The 17,126-nt window shown below is 65.2% G+C and carries 16 protein-coding genes; 10 read left to right on the top strand and 6 right to left on the bottom strand.

The genetic code is table 11. The features are described 5' to 3' along the window. Positions 1–37 precede the first annotated feature (37 nt). Complete coding sequence (gene dnaA / locus ACR9Y6_RS15165) at positions 38–1,390, bottom strand: chromosomal replication initiator protein DnaA (RefSeq protein WP_481282032.1); 1,353 nt, start codon at positions 1,388–1,390, stop codon at positions 38–40. Positions 1,391–1,581: 191 nt separating this feature from the next. Here dnaA and rpmH point away from each other — a divergent pair, with 191 nt between their 5' ends. From rpmH to mnmE, 4 genes are all read left to right on the top strand, one after another. Then, the gene (gene rpmH / locus ACR9Y6_RS15170) at positions 1,582–1,716 is read left to right on the top strand and encodes a 50S ribosomal protein L34 (protein ID WP_008211413.1); all 135 of its coding nucleotides are present in this window, start codon (positions 1,582–1,584) and stop codon (positions 1,714–1,716) included. 14 nt (positions 1,717–1,730) lie between these two features. Then, complete coding sequence (gene rnpA, locus ACR9Y6_RS15175; RefSeq protein ID WP_371024373.1) at positions 1,731–2,111, top strand: ribonuclease P protein component; 381 nt, start codon at positions 1,731–1,733, stop codon at positions 2,109–2,111. Positions 2,112–2,175: 64 nt separating this feature from the next. Beyond that, complete coding sequence (yidC, locus tag ACR9Y6_RS15180; protein WP_481282033.1) at positions 2,176–3,873, top strand: membrane protein insertase YidC; 1,698 nt, start codon at positions 2,176–2,178, stop codon at positions 3,871–3,873. A 52-nt stretch (positions 3,874–3,925) separates the two neighbouring features. Beyond that, positions 3,926–5,269, top strand: coding sequence for a tRNA uridine-5-carboxymethylaminomethyl(34) synthesis GTPase MnmE (gene mnmE, locus ACR9Y6_RS15185; RefSeq protein ID WP_481282034.1), 1,344 nt, complete (start codon positions 3,926–3,928; stop codon positions 5,267–5,269). 57 nt (positions 5,270–5,326) lie between these two features. Here the strand turns inward: mnmE and ACR9Y6_RS15190 are convergent, their stop codons facing one another. Further along, positions 5,327–6,550: an MFS transporter gene (locus tag ACR9Y6_RS15190; protein ID WP_481282035.1), complete on the bottom strand. Its 1,224-nt coding sequence runs from the start codon at positions 6,548–6,550 to the stop codon at positions 5,327–5,329. A 52-nt stretch (positions 6,551–6,602) separates the two neighbouring features. Next, positions 6,603–7,529: a LysR family transcriptional regulator gene (locus ACR9Y6_RS15195; RefSeq protein WP_481282036.1), complete on the bottom strand. Its 927-nt coding sequence runs from the start codon at positions 7,527–7,529 to the stop codon at positions 6,603–6,605. Between the two features lie 110 nt (positions 7,530–7,639). Here ACR9Y6_RS15195 and ACR9Y6_RS15200 point away from each other — a divergent pair, with 110 nt between their 5' ends. Together ACR9Y6_RS15200 and ACR9Y6_RS15205 are read left to right on the top strand one after the other, a co-directional pair. After that, positions 7,640–8,689 (top strand): NAD(P)-dependent alcohol dehydrogenase, encoded by a 1,050-nt coding sequence (locus ACR9Y6_RS15200; RefSeq protein ID WP_481282037.1) that lies wholly within the window; start codon positions 7,640–7,642, stop codon positions 8,687–8,689. A gap of 121 nt (positions 8,690–8,810) precedes the next feature. After that, a complete protein-coding gene (locus ACR9Y6_RS15205; protein WP_481282038.1) occupies positions 8,811–10,001 on the top strand; it encodes an MBL fold metallo-hydrolase in 1,191 nt (396 codons plus the stop codon). Positions 10,002–10,049: 48 nt separating this feature from the next. Here ACR9Y6_RS15205 and ACR9Y6_RS15210 read toward each other — a convergent pair whose 3' ends face one another. Next, the gene (locus ACR9Y6_RS15210) at positions 10,050–10,502 is read right to left on the bottom strand and encodes a winged helix-turn-helix transcriptional regulator (protein ID WP_481282039.1); all 453 of its coding nucleotides are present in this window, start codon (positions 10,500–10,502) and stop codon (positions 10,050–10,052) included. An 80-nt stretch (positions 10,503–10,582) separates the two neighbouring features. Here ACR9Y6_RS15210 and ACR9Y6_RS15215 point away from each other — a divergent pair, with 80 nt between their 5' ends. The 4 genes from ACR9Y6_RS15215 (at position 10,583) to ACR9Y6_RS15230 (ending at position 15,019) form a co-directional block, all read left to right on the top strand. Next, complete coding sequence (locus ACR9Y6_RS15215) at positions 10,583–11,377, top strand: SDR family NAD(P)-dependent oxidoreductase (RefSeq protein ID WP_481282040.1); 795 nt, start codon at positions 10,583–10,585, stop codon at positions 11,375–11,377. 211 nt (positions 11,378–11,588) lie between these two features. Then, a complete protein-coding gene (locus ACR9Y6_RS15220) occupies positions 11,589–14,135 on the top strand; it encodes an FtsK/SpoIIIE family DNA translocase (RefSeq protein ID WP_481282041.1) in 2,547 nt (848 codons plus the stop codon). A 36-nt stretch (positions 14,136–14,171) separates the two neighbouring features. Then, positions 14,172–14,588, top strand: coding sequence for a DUF4279 domain-containing protein (locus tag ACR9Y6_RS15225; protein WP_481282042.1), 417 nt, complete (start codon positions 14,172–14,174; stop codon positions 14,586–14,588). Continuing rightward, on the top strand, positions 14,567–15,019 hold the full coding sequence (locus tag ACR9Y6_RS15230) for a DUF4279 domain-containing protein (RefSeq protein WP_481282043.1): 453 nt from the start codon (positions 14,567–14,569) through the stop codon (positions 15,017–15,019). The genes ACR9Y6_RS15225 and ACR9Y6_RS15230 overlap by 22 nt, the downstream gene beginning before the upstream one ends. A gap of 205 nt (positions 15,020–15,224) precedes the next feature. Here ACR9Y6_RS15230 and rbsB read toward each other — a convergent pair whose 3' ends face one another. Together rbsB and ACR9Y6_RS15240 are read right to left on the bottom strand one after the other, a co-directional pair. Continuing rightward, the gene (rbsB, locus tag ACR9Y6_RS15235; RefSeq protein WP_481282044.1) at positions 15,225–16,160 is read right to left on the bottom strand and encodes a ribose ABC transporter substrate-binding protein RbsB; all 936 of its coding nucleotides are present in this window, start codon (positions 16,158–16,160) and stop codon (positions 15,225–15,227) included. Between the two features lie 20 nt (positions 16,161–16,180). Further along, positions 16,181–17,125: an ABC transporter permease subunit gene (locus tag ACR9Y6_RS15240; protein WP_481282045.1), complete on the bottom strand. Its 945-nt coding sequence runs from the start codon at positions 17,123–17,125 to the stop codon at positions 16,181–16,183. Position 17,126 lies beyond the last annotated feature (1 nt).

Here is a 17,126-nt window from a genome sequence, read left to right on the forward strand (position 1 = left end):
ACCGTCCTCCATCCATCCACCTATTATCCACAGGTTCTCAGCCCGTCAATATACGGATGAGCTGCTCCCAATCCTGGCGCATGCGCACGTCCTTCTCGCAGAAACCACGGATCGTGCGGCAGGCGTGCAGCACCGTCGTGTGGTCGCGGCCGCCAAAGGCTTCCCCGATCTCCGGCAGGCTGTGCTCGGTCAATTCCTTGGACAGCGCCATGGCCACCTGCCGCGGACGCGCCAGGGAGCGCACACGCCGTTTGGAGAGCAGGTCGGAGAGGCGCACCTGGTAGTAGTCCGCCACCGTCTTCTGGATGTTCGGCACGGTGACCGCTTGCGCATGCGTGTTCAGCAGGTCGCGCAGGGTTTCCTCGGCGAAGTCGGTGGTGATCGGCTTGCGGTAGAAGTTGGCACGGGCGGCGAGCGTATTGAGCGCGCCCTCGAGGTCGCGCACGTTCGAACGGATGCGCCGGGCAAGCAGCATCGCCACGTCCTCGGACACTTCCATGCCCTTGTCCGACGCCTTGGAGAGCAGGATGGCCGCGCGCGTCTCGAAATCCGGCGGCTCGATCGCCACCGACAGGCCCCAGCCCAGGCGCGACTTCAAGCGCGGTTCCAGCTTGTCGAGTTCCTTCGGATAGCGGTCGCAGGTGAGGATGATCTGCTGCTTCGCCTCGAACAAGGCATTGAAGGTATGGAAGAACTCTTCCTGCGTGGTGTCCTTGCCGGCGAAGAACTGGATGTCGTCGATCAGCAGCGCATCCACCGAGCGGAAGCGGCGCTTGAAGTCGTCCATGTTCTTTTGCTGCAGCGCCTTCACCATGCCGCTGACGAACTGCTCCGAGCGCAGGTACAGCACCTTGGCTCCCGGGTTGTTCTGCATCAGCAGGTTGCCGGCGGCGTGCATCAGGTGCGTCTTGCCCAGGCCCGTGCCGCCGTACAGCAGCAACGGGTTGTAGGCGCGGCCGGGGTTCATCGCCACCTGCATCGCCGCGGCCTTGCCCAGCTGGTTCGACTTGCCCTCCACGAAGGTTTCGAACGTGTAGTGCGGATCGAGGTTGTGTACGTGCGGCGGTTCCGGCGCCGCTTCCGGCGCGCGTGGCGATGCCGGCATGGAAACGTGCGTGGCCGACGCCGGGCGCATGGGCGCGGGGCGGCCGCCGGACGAACCGACTTCCAGGCGCACGGGCAGGGCGCGGCCTGTCAGGTGTTCCACGATCGACTGGATTTTCACCAGGTATTGCTCGCGCACCGTATCCAACGAATAGGGATTGGGCGCGTACAGGAACAGGCCGGTCGGATCCTCCCGGGGCTGCAGGGGCATCAGCCAGGTATGGACATCCTCGGCGCTCAATTCGCCTTCAAGACGCTCGAGACAGCGTCTCCAGAGATCACTCATCAGGTATTCTTGCCACAGAAAGGGCGCATGCGCGCGGGGTGGACGACGAAGTCTACCAGCGTTCCGCCCCCTCGCCCGGGTCCGCCGAGCCGCGGCCTTTCGCTTGCCGCCGTGCCCAAACGGTTGACAGTCCTCGCGAATCTCGGCCATACTTTCCGGCCATATTCAATCTTCACCCGGATGTAAGCGCCATGAAGCGTACTTTCCAGCCCAGCAAGCTCAAGCGCGCCCGCACCCACGGCTTCCGCGCTCGTATGGCCACGGCCGACGGCCGCAAGATCCTCAACGCGCGCCGCGCGAAGGGTCGCAAGCGCCTGATCCCGTAAGCGGCTCGCCTGTCGTGCGTGCCGCAGCCTTGCCGCGCGATGCGCGGCTTCGCCGCGCCGCCGACTTCGCAGCGTTGCGAACAGTCAGCGGTCGCCTCGGCGGCCGCTGTTTTCTTTTGCGCTTCGGAAACAACGAGCTCGACACCGCCCGGCTCGGCCTGGCGATCTCCAAGCGCTGTTCCAAGCGCGCCGTCGACCGCAACCGGATCAAGCGCCTGGCGCGTGAGGCATTTCGCCACGCACGCCCCGCCCTGCCACCCGTCGATATCCTGGTCATGGCCCGCGACAGCGCGGTCAACGAGACCGGTGCGGTGCTCCTGGCCGAGCTCGATGCGCTGTTCCGCCGTATCCGGCCGTTGAAGCGCGAGGGTGCCGACGGCACAATCGCGCGTTGACCTTCCCGTCCTCCCCGCCTTTCCCGGCCATCCGGCCGTGGCGCCATTCGGATCTGGCCCTGCAATGAATCAAACGCGCACGCTCCTCTTCTTCGCGCTCATGTTCGTGGCGTACCTGCTGTGGACGGAATGGGAAAAGGACTACGGTCCCCAACCGGCCGCTCCGACGCCGGCGGCCCAGACCGACGCCGGCAAGCCGAACACGGACAGCAGCATTCCCGGCGCCGCCGCGCCGGCCAAGGTGCCGGGCGACGCCGCCGCGCCCGCCGAGGAAGGCAAGGCAGAACTGGTCACGTTGTCGAACGACGTGCTCCGCCTGACCATCGACACCCGTGGCGGCAGCATCGTCCGTTCGGAACTGCTGGCCTATCCGAACGAGCCGGTCACCAAGAAGAATCCCAACCCGCCGCCGGCACGCCTGCTCGACGACGAGGCCGCGCATTTCTTCGCCGCCCAGGATGGCCTGGTCAGCAATACGGGCCCCGCGCCCGATCACCGCGCGTTGTTCCATGCGGAGAAGACCCAGGCCGCACTGGCCGACGGCGAGAAGTCGGTGAGCGTCGACCTCACCTGGACCGATCCGTCGGGCCTCAAGGTGATCAAGCGCTATAGCCTGAAACGTACCGATTACGTAGTCGATCTCGACCAGCGCGTGGAGAACGGAACGAGCGCGGCATGGACGGGCAATGCCTATCACCAGCTGCAGCGCGTTCCCGCGGAGAAGGTGAACTGGTTCAAGGCCTATACCGATCCGGCCCAGCACAGCTTCTTCGGCGCCGCGTGGTACAGCCCCGAAAGCAAGTTCGAATCGCTGCCCTTCCTCGATTTCGCCAAGAAGCCGCTCAACCGCCAGATCACCGGCGGTTGGATCAGCATGCTGCAACATTACTTCTTCGTCGCCTGGATCCCGCCGGCCGACCAGTCGGTCAACTACAGCAGCACCATCGTCGATCCCAACTCGGCCACCCCGCGCTATCTCGTGCGTGCGTTCGGCCCCACCATCCAGGTGGCGCCGGGCCAGGCCGTGGACAGCGTGGCGCGCCTGTACATCGGTCCGAAGCTGCAAGGCACGCTCGATGTGATCGCCCCGGGCCTGGAACTGACCAGCAACTACGGCTGGCTGACGATCATCGCCCAGCCGCTGCACTGGTTGCTGTCGCAGTTGCATGCGATCAGCGGTAACTGGGGCGTGGCGATCATCCTGCTCGTGTTGCTGATCAAGGCCGCGCTCTACAAGCTCACCGATGCGCAGTTCCGCTCCGGTGCGCGCATGCGCAAGCTGCAGCCGCGCGTCGCCGCGCTCAAGGAGCGTTACGGCGACGATCGCATGAAGATGCAGCAGGCCATGATGGAGCTGTACAAGAAGGAGAAGGTCAATCCGATGGCGGGCTGCCTGCCCATCCTGATCACCTTCCCGATCTTCATCGGCCTGCTCCGCGTGCTGTCCGAATCCATCGAACTGCGTCATGCGCCGTTCTTCGGCTGGATCCATGATCTCTCGGCGCCCGATCCGTTCTACGTGCTGCCGGTGCTCTACTTCCTGGTCACGCTGCTCACCCAGCGCATGATGCCGACGGCAGGCATGGACCCGACCCAGGCCAAGATGATGAAGGTGATGCCGTTGATCTTCGGTGTCTTCTTCGCCTTCTTCCCGTCGGGCCTGGTGCTTTACTGGACCGTGAACGGCGCCACCAGCCTGCTCCAGCAGTGGTGGATCAACCGTAGCGTCGACAGGGCCGACATCAAGGCCAAGACGGCGTGATCACCGGGCGGCGCGTCGAAAGACGCGCCGCTTCGCTATCGACAGGTAAGCCATGAACCACGGTGAAGACACCATCGCAGCCATCGCCACGGGTGCCGGCGCGGCCGGTGTCGGCGCCGTCCGTGTTTCGGGCCCCCAAGCGCCGGCGATCGCCCGCGCCATGCTCGGACGCGAACCGATACCGCGTCATGCGCATTTCGCCGCGTTTCGCGATGGCGACGGTGAGCTGATCGACCGCGGCATCCTGCTTTATTTTCCTGGCCCGGCTTCGTACACCGGCGAACACGTGCTCGAGTTGCAAGGGCACGGCAGCGCCGTGCTGCTTGACGCCCTGCTTCGCCGGACGATAGCCCTAGGCGCGCGGCTTGCGCGGCCCGGTGAATTCACGGAGCGCGCCTTCCTCAACGGCAAGCTCGACCTCGTCCAGGCGGAAGCGGTGGCCGATGTCGTCGCCGCCACGTCCGAAGCGGGCGCACGCGCCGCGTTGCGCTCCATGGAAGGCGTGTTCTCCGCGCGCGTGGATGCATTGCTCGGCGAACTGATCGCGCTGCGCGTGCATATCGAGGCGGCCATCGATTTTCCCGAGGAGGAAATCGATTTCCTCGCCGACCCGGCGATCGGTCGAAACCTAGCGAGCCTGCGTGCGAATCTCGACGCCTTGTTGGTCGAAACCCGCCGCGGTGTGCGGCTCAACGACGGTATCGTGGTGGCCATCGTGGGACGCCCGAACGCGGGTAAATCGAGTTTATTGAACGCGCTCGCAGGACAGGAGCGCGCCATCGTCACCGATATACCCGGTACCACCCGCGACGTGTTGCGCGAGTCGGTGAGCATCGACGGCGCCACTTTCGAGCTGGCGGATACAGCGGGTCTTCGTGAGTCCGACGATGTCGTCGAACGCGAAGGCATCCGTCGTGCTCGCGCACAACTCGAACGCTGCGACGTCGCGCTTCTCGTCACGGACGATGCGCATGCGAATGACGACCTCGCCTTCTTCGACGGCACGCCAAGTCAGGCGACGCGCGTCGTCGTCGTCAACAAGATCGATCTGTCGGACTCGGTGGCCCATCGCGAACGCCGTGACGGGTACGAGACCCTCTGGTTGTCCGCACGCACGGGCGAAGGCCTGGATCGATTGCGCGCGATGTTGCGCGACCTGGCGACAGCTGGAGCGGGCGAAGGCGCTTTCAGCGCGCGTCGCCGTCACGTCGTGGCGCTCGAGTCGGTACGTGACTATCTGGATCGTGCGGCTGTCGCCTTGCACGACAGCCACGCGGGCGAGCTAGCCGCTGAAGAACTGCACCATGCGCAGCGGGCGCTGGGCGAGATTACCGGCACGTATTCTTCCGACGATTTGCTCGGGGCGATCTTCAGTTCGTTTTGTATCGGGAAATGAGGTGGGATGAATCGCGGACAGGGTCCGCTCCCACCGAGCGTGCCGCCCGGTCGGGCGTCAGCAGGGCTCTGGCGCGGTGGTGATAGCGCGGCGCTCGCTGGCGACGGACGCCGCCCAGATCGCCAGGCCGGCGATAGCCAGCAAACTGCCGACCCACCCCGGCGACGTCCAACCGTACCCGTGCGCGATCGCAAGCCCACCGAGGAAGGGTCCCAGCGCATTCGCCGTATTGAACGCCGAGTGATTCAGCGACGCCGCCAGGCCCTGCGCATCGCCTGCGACATCCATCAGTCTCGTCTGCAACACGGTACCCAGCGCACCGCCGATACCGATGAGGAAGACGTCGAGCCCGAGTGTCCAGACATTGCCGGCAGCCAGCGGAAACAGCGCCAGCATCACCATGCTCCACACGAGCAAGCCGCCCGCGGTGCGCATCAGCGCGCGGTCGGCGAAGACGGGCACCACCATGTTGCCGACGGTCAGACCGACACCGAAGATGCCGATGACCCAGGGAACGGTGTGCAACGGCATGTGCGTGACGGAAATGAGGGTGTCGGCCAGATACGTGTAGACGGCGAACATGCCGCCGAAGCCGATGGCGCCGATGGCGAGGGTGAGCCACACCTGCGGACGTTTCAGCGCACCGAGTTCCCGTAGTGGACTGGCGTCCTTATCCGCCGCGACTTCGGGTGCGAATACCGCCACGGCGGACATCGTCGCGATGCCGAGTATGGCCACCAAGGCGAACGCCCATCGCCAACCCACCGCCTGTCCGAGCCAGCTCGCCAGCGGCACGCCCACCACCGTGGCGAAGGTCAGGCCGAGGAACATCTGGCCGACGGCCCGGGTGCGGCGGTTCGCCGGTACCAGCGACGAGGCGACCAGGGCCGCGACGCCGAAGTAAGCGCCGTGCGGCAGTCCAGCGAGGAAACGGAACACCAGCATCCAGTGATAGTTCGGCGACAGCCCGGTGAGGCCATTGAACACCGTGAACATGGCCATGAGGATGAGCAACAGCTTGCGCCGCGGCACGCGCGCGCCCAGCACCGTCATGATCGGTGCGCCGACCACCACGCCCAGCGCGTAGGCACTGATGACGTGGCCGGCCGTGGGCGCGTCGATGCCGAGCCCCTGCGCGAACAACGGCAGCATGCTCATCGAGGCGAACTCGGTGGTGCCGATGGCGAAGCCGCCCACGGCCAGGGCGAGGATCACCAGGCCGACGTGGGGGGCGCGAACGGGCGGCGTGCCCGGGGCGATCACGGGAGCGGTAGAGGTCATGGATGGCTCGGGGACGAGGGGCGCATCGCCGTGGTGCGACGCAGCATGCCGACTAGGATACGCCCGCTGCCCGGTCGGTCGCCACCGTCCAGCGGGCATCGCGGACGAATTCCACGAACGCGCGCAGGGCCGAGGTCACCCGCCGCTGGCGCGGGTAATACAGCATGAAGCCCGGGTACGGAGGGCACCAATCCTCCAGCACGCGGACCAGCTTCCCCTCGCGGACGAGGTCCGCCACCTGGTCTTCCAGCACCAGGGTCACGCCGATGCCGGTAAGGGCGGCCTCGACGGACAGGCGGAAGTCGCCGAAGGTGACCCGGCCGCGCACGTCCAGGTCGAGCTTGGTGGCGCCCTGTTCGAATTCCCACTTGTAGAGACGCCCGCTGGGAAAGCGAAAGCGGATGCAGTCGTGCTGGAAGAGGTCGTTGGGATGTTTCGGAATGCCGTGCGTGGCGAAGTATTCCGGCGAGGCCACGCACGCGCCGCGCTGTTCGCCTCCGATCGGCACCGCGATCATGTCTTCGGGCACCGCTTCGAGGAAGCGGATGCCCGCATCGAATCCGAGCGCGACGATATCGACCAGGCTGTCGTTATCCACCGCTTCGAAGTGGATATCCGGGTAGGTCGCGAGGAATCGGGGCAGGAGGTCGGGTAGCAGCAACTGGGCCGTGACCCGGGGCATGTTGATGCGCAAGGTGCCGGCGGGCGTCGCACGGAAGTTGTTCATTTCCTCCAGCGCCTCGTTCACGTCGGTGAGCGCGGGCTGCAACCGTTCGAGCAGCCGCTGCCCCGCCTCGGTCAGCGAGACGCTGCGCGTGGTCCGATGGAACAAGGTGACGCCCAACCGTTCTTCCAGCCCGCGGATCGCGTAACTGATCGCCGACGTGGACAAGGTGAGTTCCGCCCCCGCCTTGCGGAAGCTGGCGTGGCGGGCGACCGCGGCGAAGGCCGCGAGATGGGAAAGGTTATCGGGTCGCATGATTGTGAAGGATAACTCAACGATTCGTCCCGTAATCCCCGTTGGCGGGAACGATTGTTGAACCCTTATCGTTACCGGCTACCGAACCACCCCAGAAGAGGATGACTCCCATGTTCGAAGTCCGCGGATTCGCCGCCCCCCAGGCCAAGGCGCCCCTCGTTCCCTTCAAGGTTCCGCGTCGCGACGTCGGTGCCCACGACGTCCACATCGAGATCCTGTACAGCGGCATTTGCCACTCCGACCTGCACCAGGCCCACAATGACTGGGGCAACTCCATCTACCCCATGGTCCCTGGCCACGAGATCGTCGGGCGGGTGAAGGCCGTCGGTTCGGCGGTGAAGAAGTTCAAGGTCGGCGACTACGCCGGCGTCGGTTGCATGGTCGACTCCTGCCGTGAATGCGAGTCGTGCAAGCGCGACCTCGAGCAGTACTGCCTGAACCACACGAGCTTCACCTACAACGGCACGGAGCAGGATCGCAGCACGCCGACCTATGGTGGCTACTCCACCGATGTCGTGGTCGAAGAGCGCTTCGTGGTGAAGGTGTCCGAGAAGCTCGACCTGAAGGCCGTCGCCCCGCTCCTTTGCGCCGGCATCACCACGTATTCGCCGCTGCGCCACTGGAACGTCGGCCCGGGCCAGAAGGTGGGCGTCGTCGGCCTCGGTGGCCTCGGCCACATGGGCGTGAAGTTCGCCAAGGCGATGGGCGCGCACGTCACCATGATCACCACCTCGGCGTCCAAGGGCGCGGACGCGAAGCGCCTCGGCGCCGATGCCGTGCTGCTGTCGACGGACGCGGAAGCGATGAAGGCGGCAGCCGCCAGCTTCGATTTCCTGCTCAACACGGTGCCGGTGTCGCATGACCTGAACCCGTACATCAACCTGCTCAAGCTCGACGGCACGATGGTGCTGGTCGGCGTGCTCACGCCCATCGACGGCATGATCGGTGGCGCCTTGATGCTCCCACGTCGCACGATCGCCGGTTCCGCCATCGGCGGCATGGCCGAGACCCAGGAAATGATGGATTTCTGCGCCGAGCACGGCATCGTGTCGGATATCGAGCTGGTCGACATGGCGTCGATCAACGAGACCTTCGTACGCCTGGCGAAGAACGATGTGCGCTACCGCTTCGTGATCGACATGGCGACCATGCCGGCCTGAGGCGACTGACGTTCGCGACCGGGGCCGCTCCTACGGATAGCCCCGGTCGCGAGCACCGCCTGGCGGTGACTAACCCGGGCCCACCCGCTATCGTCCAGGCGAATCCCAAAGGACTCCGGGCTTGAAACGATTCCTCCGTTATCTGGCCGTCGTCGTCGGCCTGCTCACCGCCTTTCTCGTCTTCGCCGCGGTCTCCGCGTGGCCCAACATCGGTTCGGGAGCAAACGATCCGCATGCCGCGGATGTCGTCCGTTCGCCGCAATGGCACGGCGATCGTTTCGCCAATCCCTTGCCGATGTACAGCAACCTCAAGGGCGGCATCCTGCAGATGCTCGAATCGCAACCGGGCGAAGAACCCGATGCCCCGGTACCCACGGTCGATTCTTCAGCCGTCTATACGCAACCGCCCGCGAGTGGACTGCGCGTCACCTGGTTCGGCCACTCGTCGATGCTCGTCGAAATCGATGGCGTGAACATCGTCGTGGACCCGTTCTGGAGCGAACGTCCGTCGCCTTTCCCCTGGCTTGGCCCGAAGCGCTGGTACGCGCCTCCCGTGCCGATCGATCGCCTGCCGCGCGTCGACGCGGTCGTGATCTCGCACGACCATTACGACCATCTGGACCGCGCGTCCGTGCAGGCGCTGAACGCTCGTGGCGCGCGCTTCATCGTGCCCCTCGGCGTCGGTGCGCATCTCATCGGTTGGGGCGTGCCGCAGGGCCGGATCACGGAGTTGGACTGGTGGCAGGAAGCGAAGGTGGGCGATGTGCGCATCGTGTCGACACCTTCACGGCATGCATCGGGCCGCCTTTCGCCGCAGAGCGACCAGACGCTATGGACGGGCTTCGCGCTCGTCGGTCCTGCTCATCGCGCCTTCTATTCCGGGGACACCGGTCTCAATGACACCTTCGTCGACGTGGGCACGAGGCTCGGCCCGTTCGATGTGACGATGATCGAGGCCGGCCAGTATGACCCCCAGTGGCCTGACTGGCACCTCGGACCGGAGCAGGCGATGCTGGTGCACGAAGAGGTTCGTGGCCGCGTATTGATCCCGGTGCACTGGGGGCTGATCAAGCTCGCTCATCACGCGTGGACCGAACCGCCGGAACGCATTCTCGCGGCGGCTCGATGCAGCCACGCCGACGTGCTGGTTCCGGAGCCGGGACAGGCGGTGGAACCGGCGACGCATCCCGTGATCCCACGCTGGTGGCCGGCGCAGCGCTGGTTCACGGGAGCGCAACACCCGATCGTCGCGTCACGCCACGGCGATCCGGGCGAAAAATTCGACGTGCCCGTGTGTCGAAGCGACGCCTGAACGCGCGGGCCGTCCGGGGATAGCGAGAAATCCTTACGGGCGCCTGCGCTATGCCAGCAGCGATCCGTCAGGCATTTCCAGGTGCATCGCTATCCCGCCGAGCGGCTTGCCCGTCGTTTCGTCCACCACCACGGCCCGTACCGGGCAGCCGGTCTCCTCGTTGACGAGGTGGCTGAGCTTGCCTTTGCCGTTATACCGGCGACCCCATTCGCCCATGGCCGCGAGGATCGGAATGAAATCCCGGCCCGCCTGGGTCAGCACGTATTCGTCGCGCGGCGGGCGTTCGCTGTAGCGGCGCTTTTCCAATACGCCCGCCTCGGTCAGGGACTTCAATCGACGGGACAGGATGTTCGGCGCGATGCCCAGGCTGGTCCGGAACTGGTCGAACTGGGTCATGCCGCGGCTGGCGTCGCGAAGGATCAGCGCGCTCCAGGCATCGCCCACCAGGGCGAGGCTCCGGGAGATCGCGCAGGTGCCTGAAGAAAGTTTGTCGATGTCCATTGCATTATGATAGTGAAGTCACTATCGTAGGGCAACCTAGTTACTATCACTTTGCAAGTAACCCCTACGGAGTCATCGTCATGAGCACTGAGAACAAAGGTACGGCCCTGGTCACAGGCGCTTCTTCGGGTATCGGCGAGGTCTATGCCGAGCGCTTGGCCGATCGCGGTTACGACCTGATCCTGGCCGCCCGCCGCGTGGATCGACTGGAGGCGGTGGCGCAGAAGATCACCGCCCGCACCGGCCGCAAGGTCGAGGTGTTGCGCGCCGACCTGACCGACCGCAAGGACATCTCGGCCGTGGAACGTCGTCTCGCCGAGGACGCGTCGATCACCCTGCTGGTCAACAACGCGGGCGTGTCGCTCGACGGCAGCCTGCTCGAGAACGGCAGCGAACCCATCGAGAAGCTGATCACCGTGAACATCCTCGCCCCCACCTTGTTGACCGCGGCGGCCGCGAAGGCCTTCGTGGCACGCGATAAGGGCGGCATCATCAATATCGCCTCCGTCCTGGCCTTCGTCCCCGAAATGTTCGACGGCATCTACAGCGGTTCGAAGGCCCATCTGGTCAACATCACCCAGAGCCTGGCGGCGAAGGTGCAAGGCACGAACGTGCGCGCACAGGCCGTGTTGCCGGGCGCCACGCGCTCGGAGATCTGGGAAAAGTCGGGCAAGGACGTGGATGCGCTCCTTCCGGGCATGGTGATGGAGACGGCGGACCTCGTCGATGCGGCGCTGGTCGGGTACGACCGCGGCGAGGTGGTGACGATTCCGCCGCTGCAGGATGAAGCGCAGTACAAGGCGTTCGAGGCGGCGCGGCTGGCGATGGGGCCGAACCTCTCGCGCAAGGAAGTGGCACCGCGCTATCGCGCGTGATGTAGCGAAATCGCCGACAGGGTCGGCTCCCACCGAGCAGGCAACCGCAATCTTGTGGGAGCCGATTCATCGGCGATCCGGAGCAACCTGGTGGGAGCCGACCTTGTCGGCGATGCTCTCCAACACGAACAGTGGCTTACCACCACTTCCGTTTGGGCAGCGCACGAATGCGCGCTAAACTGTAGAACTCGCTAGGTTCTCGCGGTTAGGCATGCTCTCCTTCGTGTTCGGTGCCTTCGGGCTGTCCACCCTCTGGCTGCTTCCCCTGCTCTGGCGTCTCGGCGTCGCGATGGTCCGGCGGCGGCGTCCGCCGACCGTCGGCCCCGGCGCGATTCGTTTCTGGGCGGGCTTCCTGATCGTGTTGCTTTCGAGCGCCACGCTCGAAGGACTCGTCCTGTCGCACTACACGGACGATCCCTCCGTGGGAGGCGCGCTGTGCCATTGGCTGGCAGGAGCCGTCTCGGGCTTCCCGGGCTTTGCGGCGTTGCTCTGCGTCGTCGCCGCCGTGGTCGCCTTGCCGTGGTATCTGGGCGTTCCCTGGTCCGCTTTCCTCGTGCGCGGCAACGCGCTGGTCGAACCGCTGGGCATCCTCGCCGTTGGCGGAATACGTCGTCTGTTCAACCGCGCCGCGCCGCGCGCGACCGGCAGACGTTCCGTTCCCGCAGTACGCCGGCCGGACCGCGCATCGGTTCGGCGGAAAACGACGGCTGCCGCTTCACGTCCGGCTCCGGCGGCGCATGCGCCTCGCGTTGAAACGTCGCGTCGCGAACCTGCTCCATCCGTGCGACCTTCCGTGGCCACGCCGGTGCCGCCGCGACATCGGGCGCGGCCGGACACGGTGATTCGGGAGCCTTGGCTGGCGCCGAAGACGATGGCTGCGGCGGGTTCCGAGGTGGCTGTCCATGTCATGGAGCGTGAGGCGAGGCTTGAATCGCCGACAGGGTCGGCCCCCACGGGTCGGGACATCGCGATGCCGGTCGAGCATGTCGCCGAGGTGGTTTCGCAGAAGCATTCCGACGATGTTTCCCATAGCGCGCCGTCAGTCAGCGCAGCAGTGACTCCAGCCATCGCGCCATCGGTTACCCCGGCAGTGTCTCCAGTAGTCGCACCATCGGTCACCCCTGCCGTAACTCCGGCCGTCGTGCCGTCTGTTGCGCCTGTTCCGGTCGCCCCCGTGTCGCGATTCGCGATCGCGGCTAACGACGAAATGCCCGTGGAGTCGACGCCTATCGTAGCGCTTGCGCCGGTTCGTCCCTTGCGAGCGATGGAAACGAGCGGCGTCACGGTGCCACCGCTTTCCCTGCTTGCCGCCGCGCCGGCCAACGCCACTACCGCGATCTCCGAACAGGAACTGATCGATACCGGCGAATTGATCGAGCAGCGCCTGCGCGAATTCAAGGTGCCGGTGCAGGTGGTCGGTGCTTCCGCCGGCCCGGTGATCACGCGCTACGAAGTCGAGCCTGCCGTTGGCGTGCGCGGCAACCAGATCGTCGCCTTGATGAAGGATCTTGCCCGCGGTCTCGGACGCACGTCGATCCGCGTGGTGGAGACCATCCCCGGCAAGACGTGCATGGGTCTGGAATTGCCGAACGAGCAGCGGCAGATGATCGCCTTGTCGGAAATCCTCGACTCGGCGGAATACCGCGATTCCGATTCGTTGCTGACGCTGGCCATGGGTAAGGGCATCACCGGCGAGCCCGTGGTGGCCGACCTGGCCAAGGCGCCACACATGCTGGTGGCGGGAACGACGGGCTCGGGCAAGTCGGTCGCGGTGAACGCGATGATCCTGTCGATGCTCTACAAGGCCACGCCCGACGACGTGCGCATGATCATGATCGATCCGAAGATGCTGGAGCTTTCGGTCTACGAAGGCATCCCGCACCTGCTCGCCCCGGTCGTGACCGACATGAAGCTCGCCGCCAACGCGTTGAACTGGTGCGTGGCGGAAATGGAAAACCGCTACAAGGTGATGTCGGACCTGCGCGTGCGCAACCTCGCCGGTTACAACCAGAAGGTCCGCGAGGCGCGGGCCGCTGGCAGACCGTTGTTCAATCCCTTCCCCGCGCATCCGGAGGTGCCCGAGCATCTCGACACGTTGCCGATGATCGTGGTGGTGATCGACGAACTGGCCGACCTGATGATGGTCGCCGGAAAGAAGATCGAGGAACTGATCGCGCGGCTGGCGCAGAAGGCACGCGCCGCGGGCATCCACCTCATCCTCGCCACGCAACGGCCGTCCGTCGATGTCATCACCGGCTTGATCAAGGCCAACATCCCCACGCGCGTCGCCTTCCAGGTGTCGTCGAAGATCGATTCGCGCACCATCCTCGATCAGATGGGCGCGGAAAGCCTGCTCGGCCAGGGCGACATGCTGTTCCTGCCGCCTGGCACGGGCTACCCGCAACGCATCCACGGCGCCTTCGTCGCCGACGAGGAAGTGCATCGCATCGTGGCGTGGCTGAAGCAGTTCGGCGAGCCCGACTACAAGGATGAAATCCTCGCCGGTCCCGCCAGCGAAGCCATCGACGGCGAACCGGGCGAAGACGGGATCGACGCCGAGCTGGACCCCCTCTACGACGAAGCGGCGGCTTTCGTGCTCCGCTCGCGTCGCGCTTCCATCTCGTTCGTGCAACGCCAGTTCCGCATCGGCTACAACCGCGCGGCACGACTTGTCGAGGCCATGGAAGCGGCAGGTCTCGTTTCGTCGATGGGCATCAACGGCCAGCGCGAGGTCATCGCGCCGGGGCCGCAGGACTAGTTGCAATTACCCATCCATCGATAGGGATGTGAAGTAATGACGACCGTGGATGTATCAATATATGTAAAAGGGCCGTCACTGGATCTCGAAGAGGTGACGCGATCCCTTGGCACATCACCTGATCACGTTCGCCGAAAGGGTGACAAGAAAGTACCGCACAACGAACGCTCGGCCCTTTTCCTTACGAACATATGGACAATATCGGTTTCGTCATCATCTGCGAATGTCGAAGGCGCAATCGGAAGCTTGATTGAAAGACTGGCTGCGGACGCCACACTAAATAAGGTGAGTGGGATCGAAGATGCCTATCTGGACATTCTTCTCGTGAACACCGTGACCCACGACGACCTGGAAGTGCCCGTTGACCTTTCGTTGAGTGCGGAGAGTATCGCGACATTGGCCCGAATCGGGCTGTCATTGCGAATATCGGTATGCAATTCGACACCCGATTGAACGCGGTAGGTGGCGGAGTAAATTCCTTGCTGCAAGTTTCCCTGTACGTGAAAGGACGGGATCTCAACGCTGACGATGTTTCTCGGGTCTTAGGAGTCGGTCCAAGCAAGATGAGCCGAAGGGGCGAACCAAAAATCCGGGGACGCGAATGGCCCGTTTATGCAACGACGACATGGAAGCTTTCCCGCAGAACCCAGTCGGCTGATGTGAGCGGTACCATCATCCAATTGCTCGCGATGCTTCACCCTTCAGCCCGTCCAGCACAAATTCAAGGCGCCGATAACGTGTTCATCGACGTCTTCATGGCCAGCACAGTCGAAGCCGGCAACCTTGGCGCATCGATAGAGTGGCAGTTGACGACGGATGCTCTGCACGCGCTGAATCGTTTCGGACTGCCCGTGCGCTTCTCGGTATGCAACGTGGAACCTTGAGCCTTCCTTGGTGGGAGCCGACCCTGTCGGCGATGGGTGCTTGCCTCACCCTGGCCCGCTGCCGCGGGATCGCCGACAGAGTCGGCTCCCACCAGCACGGACACGGCGCTGTTGTGGGAGCCGCTTCAGCGGCGATTCCCGCGAAGCGGACGCATGAAAAAAGGCCGGGCCACCTCGCAGTGGCCCGGCCTTTCAGTCAACGCGCTTATTCCTTGGTGAGGAGCTTCAGCGGCACGGCGATCGACTTCTCGACCGGTTGCTTGTCGATGAGCTTCTTCGCCGTTTCGACGCCGAGCTTGCCGATCTCTTCCGGCTGCTGGGCGACGGTGGCGGCCATCGCGCCGCTCTGCACGGCGGCCTTGCCGTCCGGCGTGCCGTCGAAGCCGACGACCAGCACCTTCTTGTTCTTGCCGGCCAGGGCCTGCACCGCGCCCAGGGCCATTTCGTCGTTCTGGGCGAAGATCGCCTGCACGTCGCTGTTTCCCTGGAGCAGGTTCTCGCTCACCGAAAGGCCTTGCGCGCGATCGAAGTTGGCCGGCTGCTGTGCGACGATCTTCATGCCAGTGGTGGCGATCGCGTCGTCGAAGCCCTTGCCGCGCTCGCGTGCCGCCGAAGTACCGGCCACGCCCTGCAACTCGATGATGTTGCCCTTGCCACCCAGCGCCTTGGCCAGGTAATCGGCGGCCATCTTGCCGCCGGCGACGTTGTCCGAAGCGATATGCGAAGCGACTTCGGCGCCATCGACGCCGCGGTCGAGCGTGACCACCGGGATGTTCGCACGCTGTGCGGACTGCACCGCACCGGCCAGGGCCGACGAATCGGTGGGATTGAGCAGGATCACCGAGACGCGCTTCTGGATCAGGTCTTCCACGCTGGAGATCTGGCGCGCCGGATCGTCTTGCGCGTCGACCACGACGAGTTGCACGCCGGCGTCCTTGGCGGCCTTCTGGGCGCCGTCCTTGAGTTCGACGAAGAACGGGTTGTTCTGCGTGGACAGCGCGAGGCCGACCACCGGAGTGCCCGAGGGCGCGGCGCCACCGGCGGTCGCACCGGCGGCCGGAGCGGATTCGCCCGGACCTTGTTGCGAGCAGGCCGCGAGAAGCGTTGCCGCGGCCGCGGCGAGGAATGTCAGTTTGCGCATGGTGTGTTCCCTCGTTGTTATTACTGCCGCCTGTCGAGCAGGACGGCGATCAGGATGACGATGCCCTTCACCACCTGCTGGTAGAAGGAGCTTACGCCGAGCAGGTTGAGACCGTTGTTCAGGAAGCCGATCAGCAGCGCGCCGACCAGGGTGCCGAAGAGCCAGCCCCGGCCACCGGAGAGGCTGGTGCCGCCGAGTACGACCGCGGCGATGGCGTCCAGCTCGTAGCCGGCACCCGCGGTGGCTTGCGCGGAATACAGGCGCGAGGTGAGCACGATGCCAGCGAAGGCGGATAGCAGGCCCGAGAGACCGTAGATGGCCAGCTTCATCGGCGACAGGCGCACGCCCGACAACCGCGCCGCCTCCTCGTTGCCGCCGATCGCGATCACATGGCGACCGAACACCGTGCCACGCAGCAGGAAGCCGCAAAGCACGAACGCGACGAACATCCAGATCACCGGCAACGGGATCAGGTTCGCCACGTAGCCTCCGCCGAGCAGCGCGAAACCGGGATTGGTGACGGGAATCGGGCTGCCTTGCGTATACGAAAGGGTGACACCGCGCAGGAGGGTCATCGTGCCCAACGTCGCGATGAACGGAGCGACCCTGCCCCACGACACCAGGGCGCCGTTGACCATGCCGAGCACGAGGCCGAGCAGCAAGCCCGCACCGGCCGACAGCACCATGGCGTGGCCCGCGGCCATGAGGCCGGCCGTGACCGCGCCCGTGAGGGCGAGGATGGCGCCGACCGACAGGTCGATGCCGCCGGCGAGGATCACGAAGGTCATGCCGAAGGCGATCAGCGCGTTGATCGACACCTGGCGCAACACCGTGAGCAGGTTGCCCGTGGTGAGGAAGTCCGGGCTCATGATCGACAGCGCAATGAAGAGCAGGATCAGTCCGATCACGGAACCGAGGCGTTGCAGGAGCGTCGTGGCGCGGCTCCAGTCGAGTTGGAGAGTCATG

The sequence above is a fragment of the Luteibacter sp. TLI7-4A genome (assembly GCF_056754745.1).

Bases quoted from the DNA above. Each gene is read 5' to 3' on its own strand.
- ACR9Y6_RS15195 (WP_481282036.1), bottom strand. From the start codon at position 7,529: ATGCGACCCGATAACCTTTCCCATCTCGCGGCCTTCGCCGCGGTCGCC.
- ACR9Y6_RS15230 (WP_481282043.1), top strand. From the start codon at position 14,567: ATGCAATTCGACACCCGATTGAACGCGGTAGGTGGCGGAGTAAATTCC.
- ACR9Y6_RS15220 (WP_481282041.1), top strand. From the start codon at position 11,589: ATGCTCTCCTTCGTGTTCGGTGCCTTCGGGCTGTCCACCCTCTGGCTG.
- ACR9Y6_RS15225 (WP_481282042.1), top strand. From the start codon at position 14,172: ATGACGACCGTGGATGTATCAATATATGTAAAAGGGCCGTCACTGGAT.
- rbsB (WP_481282044.1), bottom strand. From the start codon at position 16,160: ATGCGCAAACTGACATTCCTCGCCGCGGCCGCGGCAACGCTTCTCGCG.
- ACR9Y6_RS15240 (WP_481282045.1), bottom strand. From the start codon at position 17,125: ATGACTCTCCAACTCGACTGGAGCCGCGCCACGACGCTCCTGCAACGC.
- dnaA (WP_481282032.1), bottom strand. From the start codon at position 1,390: ATGAGTGATCTCTGGAGACGCTGTCTCGAGCGTCTTGAAGGCGAATTG.
- ACR9Y6_RS15215 (WP_481282040.1), top strand. From the start codon at position 10,583: ATGAGCACTGAGAACAAAGGTACGGCCCTGGTCACAGGCGCTTCTTCG.
- mnmE (WP_481282034.1), top strand. From the start codon at position 3,926: ATGAACCACGGTGAAGACACCATCGCAGCCATCGCCACGGGTGCCGGC.
- ACR9Y6_RS15210 (WP_481282039.1), bottom strand. From the start codon at position 10,502: ATGGACATCGACAAACTTTCTTCAGGCACCTGCGCGATCTCCCGGAGC.
- ACR9Y6_RS15190 (WP_481282035.1), bottom strand. From the start codon at position 6,550: ATGACCTCTACCGCTCCCGTGATCGCCCCGGGCACGCCGCCCGTTCGC.
- rpmH (WP_008211413.1), top strand. From the start codon at position 1,582: ATGAAGCGTACTTTCCAGCCCAGCAAGCTCAAGCGCGCCCGCACCCAC.
- yidC (WP_481282033.1), top strand. From the start codon at position 2,176: ATGAATCAAACGCGCACGCTCCTCTTCTTCGCGCTCATGTTCGTGGCG.
- ACR9Y6_RS15200 (WP_481282037.1), top strand. From the start codon at position 7,640: ATGTTCGAAGTCCGCGGATTCGCCGCCCCCCAGGCCAAGGCGCCCCTC.